Source organism: Pseudarthrobacter sp. alpha12b, assembly GCF_054130495.1.
Genome location: NZ_CP196746.1, coordinates 2,649,368 through 2,673,311 on the forward strand (window position 1 = coordinate 2,649,368; position 23,944 = coordinate 2,673,311).

Annotated in this window: 22 protein-coding genes; 17 read left to right on the top strand and 5 right to left on the bottom strand. The window is 67.8% G+C overall.

Annotated elements, in window-relative coordinates:
- Positions 1–11 precede the first annotated feature (11 nt).
- The 5 genes from ctaD (at position 12) to ACTAQI_RS12255 (ending at position 6,244) form a co-directional block, all read left to right on the top strand.
- Entirely contained in the window at positions 12–1,766 is a 1,755-nt protein-coding gene (ctaD, locus tag ACTAQI_RS12235; protein WP_457946176.1) for an aa3-type cytochrome oxidase subunit I, read from the top strand.
- A 305-nt stretch (positions 1,767–2,071) separates the two neighbouring features.
- Entirely contained in the window at positions 2,072–3,127 is a 1,056-nt protein-coding gene (locus ACTAQI_RS12240) for an iron ABC transporter substrate-binding protein (RefSeq protein WP_457946177.1), read from the top strand.
- Between the two features lie 4 nt (positions 3,128–3,131).
- Positions 3,132–4,721, top strand: coding sequence for an ABC transporter permease (locus ACTAQI_RS12245; RefSeq protein WP_457946179.1), 1,590 nt, complete (start codon positions 3,132–3,134; stop codon positions 4,719–4,721).
- Positions 4,718–5,875: an ABC transporter ATP-binding protein gene (locus ACTAQI_RS12250; RefSeq protein ID WP_457946181.1), complete on the top strand. Its 1,158-nt coding sequence runs from the start codon at positions 4,718–4,720 to the stop codon at positions 5,873–5,875. The genes ACTAQI_RS12245 and ACTAQI_RS12250 overlap by 4 nt, the downstream gene beginning before the upstream one ends.
- 108 nt (positions 5,876–5,983) lie before the next feature.
- A complete protein-coding gene (locus ACTAQI_RS12255) occupies positions 5,984–6,244 on the top strand; it encodes a hypothetical protein (RefSeq protein WP_457946183.1) in 261 nt (86 codons plus the stop codon).
- A 15-nt stretch (positions 6,245–6,259) separates the two neighbouring features.
- Here ACTAQI_RS12255 and nhaA read toward each other — a convergent pair whose 3' ends face one another.
- On the bottom strand, positions 6,260–7,609 hold the full coding sequence (gene nhaA, locus ACTAQI_RS12260) for a Na+/H+ antiporter NhaA (RefSeq protein ID WP_457946184.1): 1,350 nt from the start codon (positions 7,607–7,609) through the stop codon (positions 6,260–6,262).
- A 234-nt stretch (positions 7,610–7,843) separates the two neighbouring features.
- Here nhaA and ACTAQI_RS12265 point away from each other — a divergent pair, with 234 nt between their 5' ends.
- From ACTAQI_RS12265 to ACTAQI_RS12275, 3 genes are read left to right on the top strand one after another with little or no spacing between them, the layout of a single operon-like run.
- Positions 7,844–8,617 carry a hypothetical protein gene (locus ACTAQI_RS12265; RefSeq protein ID WP_457946185.1) on the top strand — a complete coding sequence of 258 codons (774 nt, stop codon included), beginning with the start codon at positions 7,844–7,846 and terminating at the stop codon, positions 8,615–8,617.
- A gap of 23 nt (positions 8,618–8,640) precedes the next feature.
- Positions 8,641–9,357: a sortase domain-containing protein gene (locus ACTAQI_RS12270; RefSeq protein WP_457946186.1), complete on the top strand. Its 717-nt coding sequence runs from the start codon at positions 8,641–8,643 to the stop codon at positions 9,355–9,357.
- Positions 9,358–9,412: 55 nt separating this feature from the next.
- Complete coding sequence (locus ACTAQI_RS12275) at positions 9,413–10,036, top strand: hypothetical protein (RefSeq protein ID WP_457946187.1); 624 nt, start codon at positions 9,413–9,415, stop codon at positions 10,034–10,036.
- On the opposite strand, the gene ACTAQI_RS12280 is transcribed toward ACTAQI_RS12275, so the two are convergent.
- Positions 10,033–10,713, bottom strand: a complete 681-nt coding sequence (locus tag ACTAQI_RS12280) for a PAS and ANTAR domain-containing protein (protein ID WP_457946188.1) — start codon at positions 10,711–10,713, stop codon at positions 10,033–10,035. The two genes, ACTAQI_RS12275 and ACTAQI_RS12280, sit on opposite strands and share 4 nt — an antisense overlap.
- A 272-nt stretch (positions 10,714–10,985) precedes the next feature.
- Here ACTAQI_RS12280 and ACTAQI_RS12285 point away from each other — a divergent pair, with 272 nt between their 5' ends.
- From ACTAQI_RS12285 to ACTAQI_RS12325, 9 genes are all read left to right on the top strand, one after another.
- Entirely contained in the window at positions 10,986–11,342 is a 357-nt protein-coding gene (locus tag ACTAQI_RS12285; RefSeq protein ID WP_457946190.1) for a heavy-metal-associated domain-containing protein, read from the top strand.
- An 82-nt stretch (positions 11,343–11,424) separates the two neighbouring features.
- Entirely contained in the window at positions 11,425–13,596 is a 2,172-nt protein-coding gene (locus ACTAQI_RS12290; RefSeq protein ID WP_457946191.1) for a heavy metal translocating P-type ATPase, read from the top strand.
- Between the two features lie 32 nt (positions 13,597–13,628).
- Entirely contained in the window at positions 13,629–14,069 is a 441-nt protein-coding gene (locus tag ACTAQI_RS12295; protein WP_457946192.1) for a hypothetical protein, read from the top strand.
- Positions 14,070–14,124: 55 nt separating this feature from the next.
- Complete coding sequence (locus ACTAQI_RS12300; protein WP_457946193.1) at positions 14,125–14,751, top strand: DUF305 domain-containing protein; 627 nt, start codon at positions 14,125–14,127, stop codon at positions 14,749–14,751.
- 141 nt (positions 14,752–14,892) lie between these two features.
- Entirely contained in the window at positions 14,893–15,588 is a 696-nt protein-coding gene (locus ACTAQI_RS12305) for an arsenate reductase/protein-tyrosine-phosphatase family protein (protein ID WP_457946194.1), read from the top strand.
- A 96-nt stretch (positions 15,589–15,684) separates the two neighbouring features.
- Positions 15,685–16,833, top strand: a complete 1,149-nt coding sequence (locus tag ACTAQI_RS12310) for an LCP family protein (RefSeq protein ID WP_457946195.1) — start codon at positions 15,685–15,687, stop codon at positions 16,831–16,833.
- Positions 16,834–17,062: 229 nt separating this feature from the next.
- The gene (locus ACTAQI_RS12315) at positions 17,063–18,748 is read left to right on the top strand and encodes an alkaline phosphatase D family protein (RefSeq protein ID WP_457946196.1); all 1,686 of its coding nucleotides are present in this window, start codon (positions 17,063–17,065) and stop codon (positions 18,746–18,748) included.
- Positions 18,749–18,843: 95 nt separating this feature from the next.
- Positions 18,844–19,635 (top strand): histidine phosphatase family protein, encoded by a 792-nt coding sequence (locus ACTAQI_RS12320; protein WP_457946197.1) that lies wholly within the window; start codon positions 18,844–18,846, stop codon positions 19,633–19,635.
- The gene (locus tag ACTAQI_RS12325) at positions 19,619–20,560 is read left to right on the top strand and encodes an ADP-dependent NAD(P)H-hydrate dehydratase (RefSeq protein ID WP_457946198.1); all 942 of its coding nucleotides are present in this window, start codon (positions 19,619–19,621) and stop codon (positions 20,558–20,560) included. The genes ACTAQI_RS12320 and ACTAQI_RS12325 overlap by 17 nt, the downstream gene beginning before the upstream one ends.
- 211 nt (positions 20,561–20,771) lie before the next feature.
- Here ACTAQI_RS12325 and ACTAQI_RS12330 read toward each other — a convergent pair whose 3' ends face one another.
- From ACTAQI_RS12330 to ACTAQI_RS12340, 3 genes are all read right to left on the bottom strand, one after another.
- Positions 20,772–21,194 (bottom strand): Hsp20/alpha crystallin family protein, encoded by a 423-nt coding sequence (locus ACTAQI_RS12330; RefSeq protein ID WP_457946199.1) that lies wholly within the window; start codon positions 21,192–21,194, stop codon positions 20,772–20,774.
- Positions 21,195–21,674: 480 nt separating this feature from the next.
- Positions 21,675–23,285 carry an FAD-dependent monooxygenase gene (locus ACTAQI_RS12335; protein ID WP_457946200.1) on the bottom strand — a complete coding sequence of 537 codons (1,611 nt, stop codon included), beginning with the start codon at positions 23,283–23,285 and terminating at the stop codon, positions 21,675–21,677.
- A gap of 13 nt (positions 23,286–23,298) precedes the next feature.
- Complete coding sequence (locus tag ACTAQI_RS12340) at positions 23,299–23,862, bottom strand: hypothetical protein (protein WP_457946201.1); 564 nt, start codon at positions 23,860–23,862, stop codon at positions 23,299–23,301.
- Positions 23,863–23,944 lie beyond the last annotated feature (82 nt).

The window sequence follows — 23,944 nt, forward strand, 5'->3', positions numbered from 1 at the left end:
AGGGCACTGACATGACCACCACAGGCCAGAGAATGGGCGGAACCGCGGCCACCGCGGCACCGGCAGTGGTCCGGCGCTCCAAAGGCACCATCGTCGTCAACTGGATCACTTCCACCGACCACAAGACCATCGGGTACATGTACCTGATCTCGTCCTTCGTGTTCTTCTGCGCAGGCGGCGTGATGGCCCTGCTGATCCGCGCCGAGCTGTTCGAGCCCGGCATGCAGATCCTGCAGACCAAGGAACAGTACAACCAGCTGTTCACCATGCACGGCACCATCATGCTGCTGATGTTCGCCACCCCGCTGTTCGCAGGGTTCGCCAACGTGATCATGCCGCTGCAGATCGGCGCCCCTGACGTGGCGTTCCCCCGCCTGAACGCGCTGGCGTTCTGGTTCTTCCTGTTCGGCTCCACCATCGCGGTGTCCGGGTTCATCACCCCGCAGGGGGCCGCCTCGTTCGGCTGGTTCGCCTACGCGCCACTGAACAATACGACCTTCACCCCCGGAATCGGCGGTGACCTGTGGGTCTTTGGCCTGGCGCTGTCCGGCTTTGGCACGATCCTGGGCTCCGTCAACTTCATCACCACCATCATCTGCATGCGCGCCCCGGGGCTCACCATGTGGCGCATGCCCATCTTCACCTGGAACACCCTGGTCACCGCCATCCTGGTGCTCATGGCGTTTCCGCCGCTGGCCGCCGCCCTGTTTGCCCTGGGCGCGGACCGGAAGTTCGGTGCGCACATCTTCGATCCCGCCAACGGCGGGGCCATCCTTTGGCAGCACCTGTTCTGGTTCTTCGGCCACCCGGAGGTCTACATCATTGCGCTGCCGTTCTTCGGCATCGTCTCGGAAATCTTCCCGGTGTTCAGCCGCAAGCCCCTGTTCGGCTACAAGGGCATCGTGTACGCCACCATCGCCATCGCAGCCCTCTCGGTGACGGTGTGGGCCCACCACATGTACGTCACGGGTGCGGTGTTCCTGCCGTTCTTCGCCTTCATGACCATGCTCATCGCGGTGCCCACAGGAGTGAAGTTCTTCAACTGGATCGGCACCATGTGGGGCGGCTCCCTGACCTTCGAGACCCCCATGCTGTGGAGCCTGGGCTTCCTGGCCACGTTCCTCTTCGGCGGCCTCACCGGCATCATCCTGGCCTCGCCGCCCATGGACTTCCACGTTTCGGACACGTACTTCGTGGTGGCGCACTTCCACTACGTGGTGTTCGGCACCGTGGTGTTCGCCATGTTCGCCGGCTTCTATTTCTGGTGGCCCAAATTCACCGGGACCATGCTCAACGAGCGCCTGGGCAAGATCCACTTCTGGATGCTGTTCCTTGGCTTCCATGCCACGTTCCTGATCCAGCACTGGCTGGGTGTCCTGGGCATGCCGCGCCGGTACGCGGACTACATGCCGGAGGACAATTTCACCTTCATGAACCAGTTCTCCACTATCGGGTCCTACCTGCTGGGCGCCTCCCTCATCCCGTTCTTCTGGAACGTCTTCATCACCTGGCGGGCAGGGAAGAAGGTCACCGTGGACGATCCCTGGGGCTTCGGCGCCTCGCTGGAGTGGGCCACGTCCTGCCCGCCCCCGCGGCACAACTTCACCTCACTCCCCCGGATCCGTTCGGAGCGGCCCGCCCTGGACCTGCACCATCCCGAGTTGAGTATCCGGCTCCACCCCTCGGAGGACGCACCCGCGGAAAGCCTCCTGGGGGCGGCGGATATCGGGGAGCGGGACCTCAACGACCCCAACCCGAACAGGTAGCGACGCGGAGTTTACCTGCCGCGGCGCAGAAACGCTGGCGCTACCGGAATGGGGGTAGCGCCAGCTTTCTTGCGCAGCGCCGATGAGTTTTGCGGCGCCGGGCGGCGTTCACCGGGCTCCGCCATCGCCACCGTAATTACGTCACGCCATGTTTGCGTAATTGATGTGAACCTCGTCACTTAAAGCGCTTTTTGGCTTGGAGCTTAGGTTTGCCTACCCTACAGTTTTCTGGCATAGGCAACATTTATGTTGCCCAATAGGACTTAGTTCCAAGCAGACTCTTTTCCCCACCGAAAGCAGCCTCAATGAAGATCCGCAACAGCGCGCTGGCCGGCATCGCACTCGCCGCCGCCGCAGCTCTCGGCCTGACCGCCTGCGGCGGCGGCACCCCCGCAGGCAACGGCTCGTCCGCCGCTTCAGGCGGAGCCGCATCGGGCGAGATCACTGTGTACAACGCCCAGCACGAGAGCCTCACCAAGGAGTGGGTGGATGCCTTCACGGCGGAAACGGGCATCAAGGTGACCATGCGCCAGGGCTCGGACACCGAGCTGTCCAACCAGATCATCCAGGAAGGCCAGGCCTCCCCCGCGGACGTGTTCCTCACCGAGAACTCCCCCGCCATGACGCAGGTTGAGAACGCCGGCCTGTTCGCAGACGTCAACAAGGACACCCTGGCCCAGGTTCCCGCCGAGTTCGCCCCGTCCACCGGCAAGTGGACGGGCATCGCCGCCCGCTCCACCGTCCTGGTGTACAACAAGACCAAGCTCACCGAGGACCAGCTGCCCAAGTCCATGCTTGACCTGGCCAAGCCGGAGTGGAAGGGCAAGTGGGCCGCATCCCCCTCCGGCGCCGACTTCCAGGCCATCGTTTCGGCACTGCTTGAACTCAAGGGCGAGTCCGCCACCGAGGAGTGGCTGAAGGGCATGAAGGAGAACTCCAAGGCCTACAAAGGCAACAGCACGGCCATGAAGGCCGTCAACGCCGGTGAAGTGGACGCTGCCCTGATCTACCACTACTACTACTACGGCGACCAGGCCAAGACCGGAGAAAACTCCAACAACGTCACGCCGTACTACTTCAAGAACCAGGACCCGGGCGCGTTCCTGTCCGTCTCCGGCGGCGGCGTGCTCAAGTCCTCCAAAAATGCTGCCGCCGCGCAGGAGTTCCTGAAGTTCATCACGGGCAAGAAGGGCCAGGAAGTACTCAAGAACGGTACGTCCTTCGAGTACGCAATCGGCTCCGACGTCCCCGCCAATGACAAGCTGGTTCCCATCAAGGACCTGCAGGCTCCCAAGGTTGACGCCGCCAAGCTCAACTCCGAAAAGGTCACCGATCTGATGACCCAGGCCGGACTACTCTAATTCCGTGACCTCCGATCTATCGGCTCCCCCAAGGGCGGGCACGACGACGGCGGGCCGGGGCAGCAGCCCCCGCCCGCCTTTCGGCGTTTCCGCGGTATCCGTCCTGGCGGTGTTGATCGCCCTCTTCTCCCTCGTCCCGCTGGGGTACGTGGCCTACATGACGGCGGCAACCGGGTGGGACACCGCCGTCGGCCTCATCCTGCGGCCCCGTGTGGGCGAACTGCTGCTGAACACCCTGCTCCTGATGGCCGCCACCATCCCGCTGTGCCTGCTGCTTGGCGTGGCGGGGGCGTGGCTGGTGGAACGGACCAGGCTGCGCGGTCACCGGGTCTGGGCCGTGCTGCTGGCCGCCCCGCTGGCCGTTCCGGCGTTCGTGAACAGCTATGCCTGGGTCTCCGCCATTCCATCGCTGGGCGGGCTGGGGTCGGGCATCCTGATCTCCACGCTGTCCTATTTCCCGCTGGTCTACATCCCGGCGGCCGCCACCCTAAGCCGGCTGGACCCGGCCATCGAGCAGTCCGCCGCGGCGCTGGGGCTGGGCGCCTGGCGGACCTTCTTCCGGGTGGTCCTCCCCCAGCTCAGGATTGCCCTGACCGGCGGGGCGCTGCTGGTGGGGCTGCACCTGCTGGCGGAATACGGCGCCTTCGCCATGATCCGCTTCGACACCTTCACCACCGCGATCATGACCCAGTACCAGTCCACCTTCAACGGCGCGGCAGGGAACATGCTGGCCAGCGTCCTGGTCTTCTTCTGCCTGCTCCTGCTGGTTGCCGAGGTCCGCAGCCGCGGCACCGCCCGCTACGCCCGGATCGGGTCCGGCGTGCAGGCCAGGGCGCTTCGCCTGCCGCTGCACGCCTACCAGGTCCCGGCCCAGCTGTTCCTGCTGGCGCTGACTGCCCTGGCGTTCGGCCTCCCCCTGTATTACGTGATGCGCTGGATCCTGGCCGGCGGCGCGGACATCTGGACGGCCTCCGAATTCCTGCCGGCGCTCTTCACCACCTTCACCTATGGGCTCGCCGGCGCGGCAGCCACCACCGTGGTTGCCTTCCCCATGGCCTACCTCGCCGTCCGCCACCCCGGCTGGTTCAGCAAATCCCTGGAACTGTCCAACTACGTCACCAGCTCCATGCCCGGCATCGTCGTGGCGCTGGCATTTGTCACCGTGAGCATCCGCATGCTGCCCGGGATGTACCAGACCGCGGGGCTGCTGGTGGCGGCGTACGTGCTCCTGTTCCTCCCCCGCGCCCTGGTGAACCTGCGGGCCGGACTGGCACAGGCCCCCAAGGAACTGGACGAGGCCGCCCAGGCGCTGGGAAAGCCGCCGCTGCTGGCCTTCATCCGCGTCACCCTGCGGCTCACCGCCCCGGCCGCTGCCGGCGGGGCAGCCCTGGTGTTCCTGGCCATTGCCAACGAGCTCACCGCCACCTTGCTGCTGTCCCCCAACGGCACCAAGACCCTGGCCACCGAGTTCTGGAGCAAGAGCAGCGAGATCGACTACGCCGGCGCCGCACCCTACGCGCTGCTGATGATCCTGCTTTCCGCCCCCATGACCTACCTCCTCTTCCAACAGTCCAAGAAAGTAGCCGGACAGTGACAGCACCATCAACCCGCAGGCTGCCCGAGCCTCGGGTGGCACCCTCCGTGGCAGCAACCACCAACAGCCACCTGCAGATCACGGACGTCACCAAGAACTTCGGATCACAGGCGGTCCTGAAGGGCGTCAACCTGTCGGTGGCCAAGGGCGGAACCACCGCCATCGTGGGGCCGTCCGGCTCAGGAAAGACAACGCTCCTGCGGCTGATCGCCGGGTTTGAGCACCCGGACACCGGCAGCATCTCCCTGAACGGGACTGTGGTGGCCGGTGAGGGCGCCTGGCTTCCGGCGCACAAGCGGCAGATCGGGTACGTGGCCCAGGACGGCGCCCTGTTCCCGCACCTCACCGTGGGGCAGAACGTTGCGTTCGGCCTGAACGCGGCCAAGCTGGAGGGCGGCCGCCGCGCCGTCGCCGCCCGTGTCGCCGGACTCCTGGAGATGGTGTCCCTCGATGCATCCATGGCCAAGCGCCGGCCGCACCAGCTGTCCGGAGGCCAGCAGCAGCGTGTGGCCCTGGCCCGTGCGCTGGCCCGCGAACCTGAACTTATGCTCCTCGACGAGCCCTTCTCCGCCCTGGATGCGGGCCTTCGCGTGGCCACCCGCCGCGCCGTGGCCAAGGTCCTGGCCGAGGCCGGCGTAACCACCATCCTGGTCACCCACGACCAGGCCGAGGCACTGTCCTTCGCGGACCAGGTGGCCGTGATGCGCGGCGGCAAGCTGGCCCAGATCGGCAACCCATTCGTTGTCTACACCCGCCCCGCGGACCGGGCCACCGCCGAGTTCCTGGGCGACGCCGTCATCCTGGACGCCTGGCTGGAAGGGTCCCTGGCCACCTGCTCGCTGGGCGGCATCCCCGTACGCAGGCCCCCGGCACAGGGCCGGGTGCAGCTGATGCTGCGGCCGGAGCAGATCCGCATCGCCGAGGACGGACCCATCCGCGGCGTGGTGGTGGATACGGATTACTTCGGCCCCGAAACCACGGTGCGGCTGAAGCTGAACGTACCCCAGGAAGTGGCGGAGCACGCCGACCACCGCTACCCCGGGGGCGGTGAAGTGATCACCATCCGGCACTGGAACGCCTCGATCGCACGGCCCGGCATGGAGCTGTGCCTGCGGGTCGTGGGCGAAGCCGTCGCGTTCCCCATGGACGACTGAGCCCAGCAGCCACACACGACACAGAAAAAACACCGCGTGGAAACACTCCGGCAACCTGTCCACGGCAAGCTGTGCATACGGGGATTCAACAGCAGGAGGCAGCCCATTATGGAGGCACAAGGAATACGCACCGCCCAGCTCCGCATCGGCGACCAGATCGAGGCATGGCACCGGGGCAGGCTCTTCCATCGGGGCCGGGTGACGGACGTCGTCCCGCACCTTGAACTCTTTTGGATCCTGGATGCCCGGACCGGGGCGCGGAAGCTGCTGGACCCCGAGGCCCTGGAGATCCGCCATGTGGAGGCCCCGGCCGTACCGGGAGTCCAGATCAAGCCGGAGGCCCAGGCCAAACCACTCGCCACCGCGTAAAACCGAGGTGAAGGGTCAGGCGCGGTCCTGGTAGACGTCGGGGACGCCGTCCTGGTCCGAATCCACCCGCTCGAGCTCTTCAGCGATGCGGTACTGGCGGTTGCGGGTGCGCAGCACGGCGGTTGCCAGCAGCGCGGCGAGCAGTGAGGCGGCCAGGATGCCCACCTTTGCGTGGTCGTCATGCAGGCTGCCGTGGCCGAAGCTGAGCTCTGCCACCAGCAGGGAGACGGTGAACCCGATCCCTGCCAGCAGGGATACACCAAACACGTCGATCCATTTGAAGGAGCTGTCCAGGCTTGCCCTGGTGGCTTTGGTCAGGATCCAGGTGGTGGCGAGGATGCCGATGGGCTTGCCCAGGACCAGGCCAAGGATGATGCCCAGCGCCACGGGATCCGTCAGGGCGGAGCCCAGGCCCTCCCAGCCGCCCACTGCCACGCCCGCGGAGAAGAATGCGAAGACGGGGACGGCCACGCCGGCGGAGATGGGCCGGAACCGGTGCTCGAAGATTTCAGCCAGTCCGGGACCTGCCCCGGGTCCGCCGGAAGCCTGCGACCGGATCACGGGGATGGCGAAGCCCAGGAGCACTCCGGCCACAGTGGCATGGATGCCGGAGGCGTGCACCAGCGCCCACGTCACGGCGCCCAGCGGCAGCAACACGAGCCACGCGGCCGGAGCATGCTGGCCGAAGAACCGGCGGAATTTCTGTGCCAGGAAGGCGTAGATGGCCAGCGGGATGAGCGCCAGCAGCAGGGGCGTGACCTGGATGTCGCTGGAGTAGAAGAACGCGATGATGGTGATGGCGATCAGGTCATCCACCACCGCGAGCGTCAGCAGGAAGATCCGCAGGGCGCTGGGCAGGTGGGATCCGATGATCGCCAGGACGGCAACGGCAAACGCGATATCGGTGGCGGTGGGAATGGCCCAGCCGCGCAGTGTTTCCGGGCTGGCGAGATTGACGACGGCGTAGATCACCGCCGGGACGGCCGCGCCTCCCACGGCGGCGGCCACAGGAACGATCGACTTGCTGATCTGGCGCAGGTCGCCGGCCACGAATTCGCGTTTGAGCTCCAGCCCCACCAGGAAGAAGAAGATGGCCAGCAGGCCATCGGCCGCCCACGCCCCGAGGCTGAGGTCAAGGTGCCACGGCTCGTAGCCCACCTTCAAGTCGCGGAGGGCAAAGTAGCTGTCCGACGCCGGGGAGTTGGCCCAGATGAGCGCGATGACCGCAGCGGCGACCAGGAGGGCGCCGCCCACAGTTTCCTTGCGGAGGATTTCCCCGATGCGAAGGGCCTCGGCGTAACTGCCGCGCGAGAAGACAGTGGAACCGAAAAACTTGTTCCGGCTGGGCGTGGGCGAAGAGTTCATTCGGGCGTCCTTAAATCCGGGTTCGACAAATCCATGCCGACCAGACTTCCCGGCGCACCTTTCGTCCATTCTATGAGGCGCCCCTGCTGCATCCCAAACACGTGTCCCCAGCATTTTTCCAGGTTTTTGTGGGGCATTTCACAAGAACACCAATCCACATACCCCTGTGGGACCGAACCTCTAACGTCCCTCATCTGGGACAACACGTCACTTGTATGAGGAGAATGCTTTCCGATGAACAAGACCCTTCGTTTCCTCGCAGTTCCCACTCTCGCCCTGGGCGCACTGGCCCTTTCCGGCGGTCCCGCCTCCGCAGCCGACCACAGCTACCAGTCCACCCTGGCCCAGATCAACGGCAGCTCGGCCTCAGGCACCATCACCGTGGATGTCACCGGCAACCAGGCCCACGCCGTCCTCAAGGTCTCCGGGCTGGCCCCGACCTTCAACAACGCCCCCTACCCGCACGTCCAGCACATCCACGGCGGCGCCCAGGGAGCCTGCCCCGCACCGTCGGCTGACAAGGACGGTGACGGCGTCATCTCCACCACCGAGGGCGCCCCCAGCTACGGCGGCATCGTGACCACGCTGTCCACCAGCGGCGACACCAGCCCTGCCGCCGGGCTGGACCTCAAGCTCGCAGGCCAGGGCGCAAGCTACACCGTGGACCGGACATTTGAGCTCAACGCCGAGACCAAGGCCGCACTGGAATCCGGCACGGCCGTCGTTGTCGTCCACGGCTTGGACCCTGCCACCCTCAGTGCAGCGGGGCAGGCTGCCAAATCCGACCTGGTCCCCAGCCTTCCCCTCGCCGCCACGTCCCCGGCACTATGCGGGACCCTTAAGGCAGGGCAGATGAAGATGCCTGCCGGCGGCGCTGACACAGGCATTGCCCAGCAGGCCGGCGGGACCGATTCCGGCGCCCTTGCCCTTGGCGGGGGCCTGGTGCTGGCGGCAGCAGCAGGCGGGGCTTACCTGGTCCGTCGCCGCAGCTCCGGTTCCGCTGCCTAGGCACCGCTGGCTGTATCGGCACCATGATCTCCCTGAATAACGGCCGCCGCGGGGACCTTCGCGCCCCCGCGGCAGTCGGGCTTCTTCTCCTGATCGCGCTGACGGGCTGCGGTACCGGACCAGGAACGTCCGACGCCGGCCCCGCACCTTCGGCTTCCGCTGCAGCTTCCACCGCGCCTTCCACGCCCGCCGCACCTTCCCCGTCCGCCGCACAAACCTCGGCTCCGACGCCGCCAAGCCCGCCGGCAACCGCTGCACCTGCCGACGTCGGCCCACCGGTCCTGCCCAGGTCTGAACCGGCCACGCTGGACATTCCATCGATTGGCCTGCGAACGGAACTGCTGAGCCTGGGCCTGCGCGGCAACGGCTCCCTGGAGGTCCCTGATGACACCGGCAGCGGCGCCCCGGCCGGGTGGTACAACGGCTCGCCAACCCCAGGCGAGCGTGGCCCTGCCGTCATGCTGGGACACGTCAATGCACTTGGCGGCCACAAGGGTGTCTTCGCCGACCTCCGCAAGCTCGCACCCGGAGCGGACGTCAACGTCGTCCGAGCCGATGGCAGCACAGCTGTCTTTGTCGTGGAACGCGGTGCGCTGTATGGCAAGGACAGCTTCCCCACGCTGGAGGTCTACGGCAACACTGCAGGTTCCGAGTTGCGGCTGATCACCTGCGATGGCTACGACGCCGCCACCGGCCTCTTCGACGACAACTACGTGGTTTTCGCCAAACTCAAGGCCTGACCCGGCCCCTGACACACCGGCTGCCCGCCCTGCGGATGGCCAGGACGGATGGATCATGAAGCAACGCGCTCCCCTGCTGGCAGCCCTGGCACTGACCCTGCTCATTTCCGGCTGTGCAGCAGCGGCGGGATCCACCGGGCCCGCCGCCCCGGCGTCGAACGCTGCGTCCGCCGCCCCAATTGTCGAGGGCAGCCATGGAGGGCACCACGGTTCCGAAACCGCGCCGCCCAAGGCAAGCGCCGGCGGCCCCAGCGAGGCCGCCAAGATGGTGTGCGGAGAACAGCCGATGGACCGGCTCATGGCCATCCTGGACCTTAAACAAGAGCCTCACACGGTCAGCAACTGGGCGGACAGCACCTTCACCTGCACCTACCACCTGCCGGAGGGAGCTTTGAAAATATCGGTACAGGAAGCCCCTGACCAGGCCATGGCACGCCAGTATTTTGACGCCATGCAGGCCTTGGCCACCAACTCCACCCCCATTGAGGGACTGGCCAACCTGGGTTTCCCTGCCTTCGAAACCGCCGCCGGATCTGCGGTCTTCCAGAAGGACGCCTCAATCCTTCAGGTGGACGCGTCGGACCTGCCGTCCAGCCTTGGCCCGAATGCCATCACCCGCAACGCCCTGGCCTACCAACTGTCCACGACCATCCTTGCGTGCTGGGTGGAACATCATTAGCCTGCGCGTCGGCCTCCGGCGTGGGCTGGCTGCCCTTGGAGCTGGGTTGCCCGCACCGCCCGGTCCAAATAGGTCCTGGCCTCCGGGGAATTGGCCAGCTGCACCAGTTCCGCCGCCACCGCCACCAGTTTGACGTTCCGGTGGCTGCTGGCGCTCACCAGCATCTGGAAAGCGTCGTCAGAGCCGATTTTCAGCTGGCCCATAAGGATGCCCCGGGCCTGGTCGATCACGGTGCGGGTTGCGGTGGCCCCGGCCACGGCTTCGCGTGCCGATTGCTCGGTTTCGCGCTGAAGCGTCCGGCTCAGGTCCACCATGACGCCTTCAAGCGCCGCCACTGATCCGTCCGCGCCCAGGATCGCCTCGCCGGACGTCAGCACGCGCCGGGTCCTGCCGCGGGCATCGACGATCCGGTGGTACAGGCAGAAGAAGCCGCCGGTGGTGGCAACCTGCGCCACGATTTCTTCGCAGCGCCCCCTGTCATCGGGATGTTTGTGGGCGAAGATCAGGTCCATGGTGGGGACCACCTCGCCGCGCTGGTAGCCATGCAGCCGGTACACCCCGTCAGACCACTGGAAGGTTGTCCCGGCGGGCTCGATGTCCACCCTGAAGGTGCCGGCATCGCTTTCGCTGTCCCCGAGTGCACTCGAATACGTATACAGGTCGCTGAGCTCCGTCACAGGTTCACCTCCCGCGCGAAGGCCAGCCCCCAGCGGGCGGGCTCTGTCCTCGCACCTTCAAGTATGGTCGCCCCGGACAACAGAAGGTAGTACGTGAGGCCTATGGCAGTCAGCGGGGAAATGCGGTAGGAGCCCTTGACCTCAATACCCCTAGGGGGTATATTGAGGAGCGTTGTCAGTGAACGTGGTATGTCCCGGCTGGTGCCCGCACCGGCCTTTACAGCCGTTCAACCCCAGCGCCCCTTTGATCGCCTCAACGGATTGGAACTGGCATGTTTACCGGGAACCGCACCCAACTCCCCCTCGCATCCTCCGGCTGCAGCTGCTGCGCCCCCGCGGGCGCCGCAGACCCGGCCACCACGCTGCCTGCGCCTGCCGCGCAGCAGCAGCCTGCCGTCGTCGGAAATTCCGACGACGGCACCTCCTTCCAGCGCGACTTTGCGGTGGAGGGCATGACCTGCGGGCACTGCGTCCGGTCCGTCGAAACGGCCGTGTCCGCGGTTGCCGGCGTGACGTCGGCGTCGGTTGACCTGGTGCCAGGCGGCAGGTCCCGGCTGACCGTGAAGGGTTCGGCATCCGATGCCGACGTCCGCCAAGCCGTTGCCGGCGCAGGCTACACGCTGGCATAACGCCGCTGCGCCCCTGCGCGCAGCCCCACACATCTTTCCGCCGGCCCGGCCTCCGGGCAGCGAGTGCCTCCAAGGAGGAACAATGCAGGACCATCACGACATGCACCCCCAGGGCGCCCCACACGACCATGACCAGCCACCCAGCGGGACGCTGACCCAGCCCCCGGCACACGGCGAAGGGCACCCACAGCATGGCGGCGACGCACATGGAGCCGGCCAGGGACAACACGGCGGCCACGGCGACGATGACCATACCGTCCACACACACGGCCAGCATGCCGGGCACAGCACCGCCATGTTCAAGAACCGGTTCTGGCTGACCCTGGCCCTTGCCGTTCCGGTGGTCTACTTCAGCCCCATGATGGGCCACCTTTTGGGCTACATGCCGCCCGAATTCCCCGGTGCGGCCTGGATTCCGCCGGTCCTGGGCACGGTGATCTTCCTCTACGGCGGCCAGCCGTTCCTCAAGGGCGGCCTGCAGGAGCTGAAGGACCGCACCCCGGGGATGATGCTGCTGATCGGCATGGCCATCACCGTGGCATTCGCCGCGTCCTGGGTCACCAGCCTGGGGATCGGCGGCTTTGACCTGGACTTCTGGTGGGAGCTGGCGCTGCTGGTGGCCATCATGCTGCTGGGCCACTGGATTGAGATGCGCGCCCTCGGGTCTGCCCAGGGCGCGCTTGATGCCCTCGCCGCGCTGCTGCCGGACGAGGCTGAACGCATCACGGACAGCGGAACCGAAACCGTGCCCGTCTCCGAACTAAGCCCCGGCGACCTGGTCCTGGTCCGTCCCGGCGCCCGCATGCCGGCGGACGGAACCGTGATGGACGGGCAAGCCGAGTTCGACGAGTCCATGATCACCGGGGAATCCAAAACCGTGGCACGCGGGGCCGGTGACCCGGTAGTGGCCGGAACCGTGGCCACGGACAGCAGTGTCCGGGTGCGCGTCACGGCCGTAGGCGACCAGACCGCCCTGGCCGGGATCCAGCGGCTGGTGGAAGAGGCCCAGGCCTCGTCATCACGCGCCCAGGCCCTGGCAGACCGTGCAGCGGCGTTCCTCTTCTACTTCGCCGCCGGCGCCGGTGTCCTGACCTTCATCGCCTGGACGCTGCTGGGAAGCGTTCCCGACGCCGTCACCCGCACCGTCACCGTGCTGGTCATCGCCTGCCCGCACGCCCTGGGGCTGGCCATACCGCTGGTGATCGCCATATCCACGGAGCAGGCGGCCCGGGCCGGGGTGCTGATCAAGAACCGGATGGCGCTGGAGCGGATGCGCACCATTGACGTGGTCCTGTTCGACAAGACCGGCACCCTGACCACCGGCGAGCCGGAACTGAAGGACATTGCCGTGGCCGACGACGCAAATGCCGATGCCGTGCTGGCCCTTGCCGCGGCCGTCGAGTCGGACAGCGAGCATCCCGTGGCGCGGGCCATCGTCCGCGCTGCCAAGGCACGGAACCTGGCACTGCCCGGGGCCACCGGATTCACCTCCCTTACGGGCCGCGGCGTGCAGGCCACCGTGGACGGCCGGACGGTGCACGTGGGCGGGCCAGCGCTGCTGCGCGAGCTCGGCGTCGTCGAACCGGACACGCTGGCCGCGAGCACCCGTGCGTGGATGGACCGCGGAGCAGCCGTGCTCCACGTTGTCGACGACGGCAAGGTCCTGGGTGCCGTGAGCATGGAGGATGCCGTGCGGCCTGAGTCGCGGCAGGCCGTCTCAGCCCTCCAACGGCGCGGCGTCAAGGTGGCCATGGTTACCGGTGACGCGCGCCAGGTGGCCCAGGCCGTGGCCGCGGACCTGGGCATCGACGAGGTGTTCGCCGAGGTCCTGCCCGCGGACAAGGACAAGAAAGTGGCCGAGCTGCAGGGCCGCGGGCTGAAGGTGGCCATGGTGGGCGACGGCGTCAACGATTCTCCCGCGTTGGCCCGAGCCGAGGTGGGCATCGCCATTGGCGCCGGAACCGACGTCGCCATGGAATCCGCGGGCGTGGTGCTGGCCGGGAACGATCCGCGGGCCGTGCTGTCCATGGTGGACCTGTCCCGGGCCAGCTACCGCAAGATGTGGCAGAACCTGGTGTGGGCCACCGGCTACAACATCCTGTCCGTCCCGCTGGCCGCCGGCGTCCTGGCTTTCGCCGGAGTGGTGCTGTCGCCCGCGGCCGGGGCGGTGCTGATGTCCGCCTCCACCATCGTGGTGGCGCTCAACGCCCAGCTCCTCCGGCGCCTGAAACTGAACCCGTCCGAGGTACGTTGAAGACTGAAGACCGTCCGGAAGGAGGCAACGCCGTGACCACCCGCGCTATGGCGTACCTCCTTCACAGGGCCTGGCTGCTCGCGGCCACACTGGCCGTCATCGCCGGGCTGCTGGGCATGCATGTGCTGACCGCCGGACACGCCTCGCATGGGGCAGTTTCCGAACGGGCAGACGCCGGGCACACCGCCGTCGCGCATTCTGCCGGGGGCGGCCACGCCGGCCACCATGCCGGCACATCCGCCATGGACGCGCCGGTCTCTGGGACCGCGGGCTGCGGTGACTCGTGCCCGGGAGCTCAGGAGTCCGGGGCACCGTGCGTCCCGTCGGCTCCCAGCGGTCCCGTGACGGTGTCCCCGCCGCAGGCAACCCTTGCCGTCCTGCCGCTGCTCCCAGGGGCTGGCCATTCCGGCCCTGGCTACGATTACCTGCCGCCCGGCCCAACACCCTGCGAACTGTCCATCAGCCGGACGTAAACCGGACTGCGCCCCACACCACGGCCCAGTTCAACTACATCCCTGAAAGACAACCATGAACACCACTATCAAGACCCTGTCCGTTGCCGCTGCCCTGGCCGCCTCGCTCGGCCTGGCCGGATGCGCCGCCAATGCCGGCTCCGGCAACAGCATGCCCATGGACCACGGCAACTCCAGCACGATGTCCAGCACGATGCCAAGCGCGATGCCCAGCGCCAACGCCGACCATAACCAGGCGGACGTCATGTTTGCCCAAATGATGATCCCGCACCACGCCCAGGCGGTGGAGATGAGCGGCATCATCCTGGCCAAGCCGGACATGCCGGCAGAAGTGACAGCATTGGCCACCAAGATCAAGGCAGCGCAGGCACCCGAGATCGAGCAGATGACCGGCTGGCTCAAGGGCTGGAATGTGCCCACCATGATGAGCGACCACTCCGGACATGGCATGACCGGCATGGTGGACGACGACGGCATCGACAAGCTGAAGTCCGCCACCGGGCCGGAGGCCGCGCGGCTGTTCCTGGAGCAGATGATCGGCCACCATGAGGGCGCCATCGACATGGCACAGCAGGAGATCAGCGCCGGCAAGTTCCCGGACGCCGTGAAACTGGGCCACGACATCGTGGCTGCACAGCAGGCGGAAATCACGCAGATGAAACAGCTGCTCACCACGCTTTAACTGGCACGGCAGCCCGCCCGGGCATCGGGGCGGCGCGGCGGCGGCACCCAGCCCGGGAGGCCGCCGGCGCGCCGTTGCGTGTTAAGTTGAAGGGCACGGGTCCGAACGGGCCCGGCACCAGCTGGGAAAAGAGAAATCTCCTTGGACACTTCCGCACCAGTACGAATCCTCACCGTCTGCACCGGCAATATCTGCCGCTCACCCGTGGCCGAACGGCTGCTGCAGGCAGGACTCGACCAGGTGGTGCCAGGCGGTTTCCACGTGTCCAGTGCGGGCACCCGGGCCCTGGTGGGCGAACCCATGCAGCCCATCTCCGCTGACATCGTGCGGACCTTCGGCGGTGATCCCGAAGGGTTCGCGGCACGGCAGCTCACGCCCAAAATCCTGCGCGGCGTTGACCTGGTGCTGACCATGACGTCCGGGCACCGCGGCGAGGTCCTGCAGCTGGATGCCTCCCTGCTCAAGCGGACGTTCACCATCCGGGAGTTTGCCCGGATGCTGGATGTCCTGGCCCGGCGGGACGCCGCCGGTGCAGACGGTGGCCAGCCCGCCGCCGTCGTACCTTTCCCGGGCGCGCTGCCCGGCAGCAATGCGTCCGACGACGACGCCCTGGCTGCCAACACCGCCATGTGGCGGAGCCTGCCTGCCCGGGCCGCCGGAGTGCGGCACCTCTCGCTTCCCGCCGACTCCGCAGACAACGACATTGTGGACCCGTACCGCCGCGCACCGCAGGTCTACCGGGAAATGGAGGACCAACTGGCCCCCGCGATCGTCTCGATCCTGCGGCACGCGCGGCTCAACTCCCCGGTTCCCGGGAACGCGTCCCAGTCGCTGTAGCGGGACGGCGCAGGTGACAGTTTGGACACTCCTGTAGCCAATTGGGGCCTGCGGGACGGACACTGATCCCACCAGTCACAATGAGGTGGAGGCGTCATGAGCATCCCAGGCGGTTCTGATCCATCCGGGCCCGGCGGCGCCGGGAACTCCGGTTCCGGCGAACCGGGCACGTCCAGGTCCCACCGGCCTGCCTGGCTGCTTGCCCTGGGCCGCCGCCGCTGGATCGCCGCGGTGCTGGCGCTGGTGCTGGTGGTGGCCGCCGGAATCGCGGTCTTCAGCCTGAACCGGGCCGGCAAGGAAGCACAGCCTGCAGCCACCCAGACCCAGTCACCCAGCGCGACACCTACGCCGACGCCGACCCCGTCCGAAACTCCCCCGCCGGCCCCTGCTCCGCCACCGCCGCCTGCCCCGATTCCGGACCTGCCCGCGGCACCGATGAACATCCTTGTTATCGGCAGCGACACCCGCGACGTTCCCGCACGCGAGGCTGCCGCCCATACCGCAGCCACCGGTGAACCCCAGGACCAGCGGGCGGACACCCTGATGGTGGTCCACGTCCCTGCCGACCGGCGGAACCTTTACCTCATCTCCATCAACCGCGACAACTGGGTGGACATCCCCGGCTTCGGCAGCGCCAAGATCAATGCCGGGCTGCAGTATGGCGGGATCGACATGCAAACGGCCACGGTGCAGCAACTGCTGGGAATCACCATCGACCACACCCTGATGCTTGACTTCGGGGGGTTCAAAATCCTGGTGGACGGCCTGGGCGGCATCGATGTCAACGTGCCGATTTCCTTCCAGTCCACGATCGAAACCCAGCACGTCTTCAGCGCCGGCGTGAACCACCTCGACGGCCAGGCCGCCCTGGAATTTTCCCGCGAGCGTCATGCCTTCGCCGACGGCGACTTCCAGCGCGTCCGCGACCAGCAGATCATGCTCCGCGCCATCCTGGCCCGCCTTACCGGGGGCGGTGCGCTGAACGACGTGAACGCGGTGCGCTCCCTGGTCGATTTCGCCTCCTGCTGCCTCACGGTGGACAGGGGCTTTGACCCGGTCCAGGCGGCGATGCTGGCCTACAGCCTGCGCAACGTTGATGTGAACGCCATCGGCAGCATGACTCTTCCGACGCTTGGCTCCGGCTTCATTGCCGGGCAGTCCGTTCTGTTTCCCGATTACGGAGGCATCGCGGCGGTGGGTGCGGCACTCCGGGAGGGCCGGATCGGCGACTTCGCGAAGCCGTAGGGCAGGCCGACCCAAGGCAGCGACACGCCCAGTCGCTGGCGACGCGCATATTCCCTGACGCGGCGATATTTGGGGTGCGCTGCTGGCCGAGCGCGTCGCGGAGGAATTTGTGCGTCGCCACTGCGGCCCCACGCTCGGACGCCGACGGGCACGCCCTGTTCAGCAGCGGCTTACCCGGGGTTCACCGGCGGGACAGAGTCTGTGTGCCCGCCGGCGGAAACCTGAGGGCATGACTGAGAACTCCCGCGCCACCGTTTCACGCCGCACCGTCGTCAAGGGCTCGGTGCTGGCCGCCGCCCTCGCGTCCGTCCCCGCCGCAGCGCAGGCTGCCACCACACAGTCCGGCGTCGCGCTGGTCCGGAACCGCCTCACGCTGCCCAGCGGCATCGCCACCGGTGATGTCACCTCCGATTCGGCCGTGCTGTGGTCCCGCGCCTCGGGGGCCGGCCGGATGACGGCGGTCCTGCGCGCCGTGGACGACGGCGGCCAGGTCCTGCGCGGCCGCGGCGCCTTTGAGCGGGTCCTCCGCGGGCCCCGCGCCACCCAGGCGTCCGACTTCACCGCCAAGATCCACGCGGGAAACCTGCCGGCCAACACCCGTTTCGCGCTGGAGATCAGCTTCGAGGACGACGGCGGCGCGGCAGGTGAGACGGTGAGCGGCAGCTTCCGCACGGCGCCGGACACCGGGACGGTCAACGGCAAGGGCCGCACCGGGGGGACAAGCAACGGCGGCGACGTCCCGGCGTCGTACGGGCAAAGCTTCGTGTGGACCGGCGACACCGCGGGACAGGGCTGGGGCATCAACGAGGAGATCGGCGGGATGCGCGGCTACCGGGCCATGCACCAGACCCGCCCTGACTTCTTCATCCACTCCGGCGACACCATCTACGCGGACGGGCCCATCGCGGAAACCGTGGTGGAAAAGGACGGGCAGGTGTGGCGGAACCTGGTGACCGAGGAGGTTTCCAAGGTGGCCGAAACGCTCACCGAGTTCCGCGGCCGGCACCGCTACAACTCCATGGACGCCAACATGCGCGCCATGTTCGCCGACGTGCCGGTGATCGCCCAGTGGGACGACCACGAAACCCACAACAACTGGTACCCCGGCCAGGTCCTGGACGACTCCCGCTACACCGTGCGGGACGTCAACACCCTGGCTGCCCGCGGCCGGCAGGCGTGGCAGGAGAACATGCCCATCGCAGACAGTTCAGCCATCTGGCGCCCCGGCACCTTCGACGACGCCGGCACGTACCAGCCCGCCCGCATCTACCGGAAGATCAGCCGCGGTCCGCAGCTGGACATCTTCTGCCTGGACATGCGCACGTTCAAGTCGCCCAACACGGACGGGAAGGAGCCTTACGCCACCGCCATCCTGGGCCAGGAGCAGGTGGACTGGCTCATCAGCGAGGTGTCCAAGTCCAAGGCGACGTGGAAGGTGATCGCCGCGGACCTGCCACTGGGCATTGTGGTCCCGGACGGTCCGGTCAACGAGGAGAGCGTGTCCAACCGCGACGCCGGTGCCCCCTTGGGCCGGGAGCTGGAGATCGCCGGGGTGCTCAGCGCCTTCAAGCGCAACGGCGTGAAGAACACGGTGTGGCTCACCGCCGACGTGCACTACTGCGCCGCCCACCACTACTCCCCCGAACGCGCCGCCTTCACCGACTTCGACCCCTTCTGGGAGTTCGTGGCCGGTCCCATCGCGGCGGGGTCCTTCGGGCCCAACGCGATGGACGGTACCTTTGGGCCGGAGGTGGTGTTTTCCAAGGCCGGGCGCTTCGCCGGGGAATCCCCGCGCGACGGCGAAAACCAGTTTTTCGGGCACGTCCAGCTGGGCGAGGACAACAGCTTCACCGTGAGCCTTCGGAACGCCAACGGCGCCACGGTGTTCTCCAAGGTACTGACCCCGGAGCGGTAGGGCCACCGTTATTATCCACCGCCCCCTGGGTACGCCGTTGGTAGTGTTCCTGCATTCGGCACGGCATTACGGCACGGTGAGGACGGGGTGATTTCTTGAAGGACAGTACTTCAAACGACGACGGGCTGACGGAGGCCGTCCAGAAGGCCGGGGCGGTGGAGCTGCTCCTGATCCGCCATGGTGAGAGCGAAGGCAACGTCGCGGCCACCGAGGCCCGTGAGGCCGGCGTGGAGGTCATCGAGGTTCCCGCCCGCGATGCGGACGTGGACCTGTCCGGGACCGGCCGGGACCAGGCAAAGGCGCTGGGAATTGCCCTGGGCCGGACCGCCGGGGAGTTCCGCCCGGACGCCGTGGTCTCCTCCCCCTACGCGCGCGCCCGCCAGACGGCAGAGATCGCGGTGGAAACTGCCGGCTGGCCGCTGCAGGTGCGCACGGACGAGCGGCTCCGGGACCGTGAGCTCGGCATCCTTGACCGGCTCACCCGGCTGGGCGTGGAGAACCGCTATCCCGAGGAATCCGAGCGCCGGGACTGGCTGGGCAAGCTGTACTACCGGCCGCCGGGCGGGGAATCCTGGGCGGACGTGGCGCTGCGGCTGCGCTCGGTCCTGGCGGAGCTGAACAGCATTGGCATGGGCCAGCGGGTGATGCTGGTGTGCCACGACGCCGTGATCATGCTGTTCCGGTACGTGCTGGAAGGACTCAGTGAGCAGGAGCTGCTGGACCTTGCCGCCAGGGACGCAATCCTCAACGCCTCGGTGACCCGCTTCGTCCGCCCCTCCGGCGTGGGGCCGTGGACCCTGGAAAGCTTCAACGTTGCCGACCACCTGGCGGAGCAGGGCGTCACCGTCACCGAGCACGCGGGAGACACCAGTGTCCGGCCGCGGTGATTCCTCCGGCGCCACCCTGGTGACGCCGTCGCTCCTGCGGGAGTGGCCGCTGCCGGCGCCGGGGTCGGACAAGTATTCGCGCGGGTCGGTGCTGGTGGTGGGCGGAGCACGGGCCACCCCCGGCGCCGCACTGCTGGCCGGCGTATCAGCGCTGCGGGCGGGGGCCGGGAAACTCACGCTTGCGGTTGCGGGGTCAGTGGCAGTGCAGCTAGGGGTGGCAGTGCCGGAATGCGGCGCAATCGGACTGCCGGAAACACCCCAGGGCTCCGTCAAACCGGAGCTCGATGCGATTTCCTCCTACCTCGACGGTGCGGACACCCTGCTGGTGGGGCCAGGGCTCGATGACCCCGACCTCGCCGGTGAACTGCTGCAGGCGATGCTCAAACGCGAGGCGGGCCATGACGGTGGCGGCACCTCCGGAGGCGCCGCTGGCGGCCAGGGAGGCCCCGCCGTCGTCCTCGATGCCTACGCGCTGGGCGCCCTGGTGCCGTTGGAGGACCAACTGGGCCCGTGGCGCGGCCGGCTCATTCTCACCCCGAACCCTACGGAAGCCGGGATTTTGCTGGGGCGGGACGTCGACAACCTTGAGAAGGACCTGGCTGAAATCTCGGCCAGGTTCGGCGCCGTGGTCAGCTGCCAGGGCCTCATAAGCCAGCCGCCCGGGTTGAACCCTGACGAACCGGAACTGTGGAAGATCACCACCGGGTACGGCGGGCTGGGCACGTCCGGCAGCGGGGACGTACTGGCCGGGGCCATTGCCGGGCTCCGGGCGCGGGGAACCACCGGCGCCCAGGCGGCCTGCTGGGGTACTCACCTGCACGCAGCCGCGGCGGACCGGCTGGCCAGTCGGCTGGGGCCGCTCGGGTTCCTGGCACGCGAACTTGCCGACGAACTGCCCGCGCTGATGCTGGAACTGGGTACCTGACGCCCCACTCCTGGTCCCGCACCCTACGCCCCATACGTGGATGGCCCCCGGCCGAAACCGGGGGCCACCGTGTCGGGAGGTAAGGCCTACGCTGCCGATGCGCGGTCTGGCGCTGTGGCGTGCACAGAATGGCGATTCGCCCCAAAAAGGCAGTCAACAGATGTGCCCGCCTCCCGAGCCTGCGGAGCCGTGCCCGGGGTCCTGCGTTGACCTAGGCGGAGATCTCCTGCTTGGCCCCCTTCGTTTCAACCTCAATCTTGCGTGGCTTGGCCTTTTCGGCCACCGGGATCCGCAGTGTCAGGACGCCGGCGTCGTAGCTGGCCTTCACGTGCTCCGTGTCGAGCGTGTCGCCAAGGATCAGCTGGCGGCTGAAGACGCCGCGCGGCCGCTCAGCGGCAATCAGTTCGGTGTCCTTACCCGCCGGATCCGGACGTTCGGCCCGCACCGTCAGGACATTCCGTTCCACATCCAGGTCCACCGAGTCCACCGTGACGCCGGGCAAATCGAAGGCCACGACGAACTCCTGGCCTTCCCGCCAGGCATCCATCGGCATCGCCGCCGGGCGTGCAGCCGTACCGAGGACCTGCTGGGCCAGCCTGTCCAGCTCGCGGAACGGATCGGTTCGCATCAACATGGCTTCCCTCCCCGTAAGAGATGATCCAATACCTGCACCAGCCTTATCTGTAGTGGCTGATATAGATTTTGTAGCACCGCAGAAGCAGGTCTGCAAGGGTTTGAAGACGGAATTCCGGAAGATTTAGAGCTCCTCCCCGAACACAGGAAAGGGGCCTTCCACCCGCGCATGCGCAGTCGGAGGAAGGCCCCTTCCGAGGTGTGCAGTCAGTCCCTGGTGGGTCCGGACGCAGCGGCGCGGGGCCGGGATCCGGGACCGGCAGCGGTCCTGGCGCCGGCGGCGCGGGGAACGGATTGGGCGACGGCGGCCCGGGCGGGCGCGGCTGGGTGGGATCCGGCGATGTGGGTTCCGGGCCGGGTTCGGGCGGGAACGGCTCGGGTTCGTGCACTGGCGGGATGGTCATGGATCTTCCCCTCTCACGCTGGGCGGATGTGCCTTGAACTGAACAGAATACGCCTGCACTCCTCCGGCAACTACCCTCTAGTCCCGGTCCGCACCGACCAGCCGCAGCCAGTTATGCAGCTGGGCCGGGTCCGCCTCCCCGCAGCGGAAACCGACGTACCCGTCCGGACGGACTGCCACGAGACCACGACCGGGGTGGCTGGTGAGGCGGTGGACGTGGACCAGGGGATGGCGTCCGGCCGCCCCTCCGATGAGTGGGTCCTCACCAAGGGCGCCCGGCCCGGCGTCGCGCTCCAGCAAAACGTGGATGCCGGGCACGGCGGTCAGGTCGTGAAGGCGCACCATCCGTCCGTCGAGCGCAACCGGCCCATCCGGCAGCCGTTCACCGGGCCGCGGCCACCCATTGGCCGGGGGCGTGCCGTCGCGGGAAATGGCACTTTTCCGGTAGTGCACGAACGGCTGGGCCAACAGCCTGATGCCCTTGGAGGTGAGCCATGGCCGGCGGAGCAGCAGCGGCAGGACCGGCGCGATCGCGGGCAGGAGGCTTCGGACGAGGCGGGCTGCCGGATGCGGCGATGCTTCTCCGAAGAAGATGACGTGCGTCAACGCGAGCACGCGCCGGGCCGCGGGGCGCCGTTCCTGCCCATAGGTTTCCAGCAGCTCGGGGAGGGGCCTGCCCGCCGTTGAGGCGAAGCCCAGCTTCCACCCAAGGTTGAGGGCGTCCAGGATGCCGTTGTTCATGCCCTGCCCGCCGGCCGGAGAGTGGGCATGGGCGGCGTCACCGGCAAGGAAGATGGGATTGTCCTGGAACCTACTGGCCAGCCGGTGTTGAAGCGGAACCTGGGCCGACCAGCGCACCTCCCTGACAGCGGCGCCCAGCCCCGACTCCCTCAGCAGGCGCGCCACTTCCTCCGCTGGAACGGGCGGACCCAGCTGGCCGAAACGGGCAGTGGGTTGCGGCGTCGCCGGCCGGGTGGCCAGCATCCGCCAGGTGGCCCCCTCGCCCAGCGCGAAGAGGAATGCCAGTCCCGCGCGTCCCACCGCCACGTGCAGCAGCCCGGGATCCAGCCGGCCGTCAAGCTCCACATCCGCCAGGACCGCTTCCACAGGGTACGGGCCGCCGTGCCACTGGGCGCCGGTGAAACTGCGGACGGTGCTGGACTGCCCGTCGCACCCGGCCAGGAACCGGGAGATGTGCCCACTTCCATTGCTGCTTGCGTGGAGCTCCGCGTGCACCAGGCCATGCCCCGGTTCCTGGGTGCGGTCCTGTCCCAGCCAGCGGAACTCCACACCCCAGTCCACCGGCACACCCCGGGCCTGCAGCGCCTGCCAGAGGACGTCCTCGACGTCGGCCTGCCGGACCAGGGTCAGGTGCGGAAAGGCGGTATCGGGGAGGTCTGCGTGGCCCAACCGTGCCTCAACGATGCGGCGGCCCAAGTGGATGCGTGCTTGGGGAGTGGTGTCGGCACGGTTCAGCAATTCGTCGGTCACGCCCAGCGGGCGAAGGCCCTCCAGGGCGCGGGCATGCAGCATCATCGCCCGGGAAGGCCGGATCCGCTGTTCGCGCCGGTCCACCACGCGCACCGTGGCACCGTGCGCGTGCGCCTGGAGTGCAGTGGTGAGCCCGGCGGGACCGGCGCCCACCACTAAAAGGTCGGTGTCCGCCGTCGTGCGTTGCCTGCCTGCCATTCCCGCCTGGCCGTCATCCCTGGCCGGTAAGGCGCCACCAGGCGTGGTCGGGGTGGTCGGGCGATTCCATCAGGGCAGGGTTGGCGACCAGTTCGTCGCGGCGCAGCCCGGGCAGCACCTTGTAGCTGATGGACCCGGGGACGCTCACCAGCTCCAGGACCCGCCAGAGGGCGGCGGCATACTTGCGGGCCCGTTCGGCGCCGTCCCACTCGTACAGGCCCCGGTAGGCGCCGAAGGTGTCGTGGGCGCACCAGAGCTTGGAAACAAAACCCGGGAACCCTACGAAAAGCGGGGTGTTCAGCAGGCTCTCCGCCTCGAAAAGGCGGTGCGCGCGGCCGCGCACCAGGCGGAGCGTGAAGGCCACCACCAGGACGCAGGGCTCGCCGGGTTGGCGGTCGACGGCGGTCTCCCGGTAGACCCGTGAGGTGCTTCCGTCGGCGAAACGCAGCACCTTGCCCACGTTACCTTTCGGAACGTGCACTTGCCTGCGGGCCAGCGTGACACAGGATGTTCCCACGGAGCGGGCCACCGCCAGCCATGCTGTGGCCCGGGGAGCCGGTCCGGATTCGACGGGCATGGCTTCTCCTTTTCGTTGCAGCGCCCTTCCAGCGTGCCGGGAACCGCGGGCAGGGTCCCAGAGTCTTTCGCCCCTTTCCGGG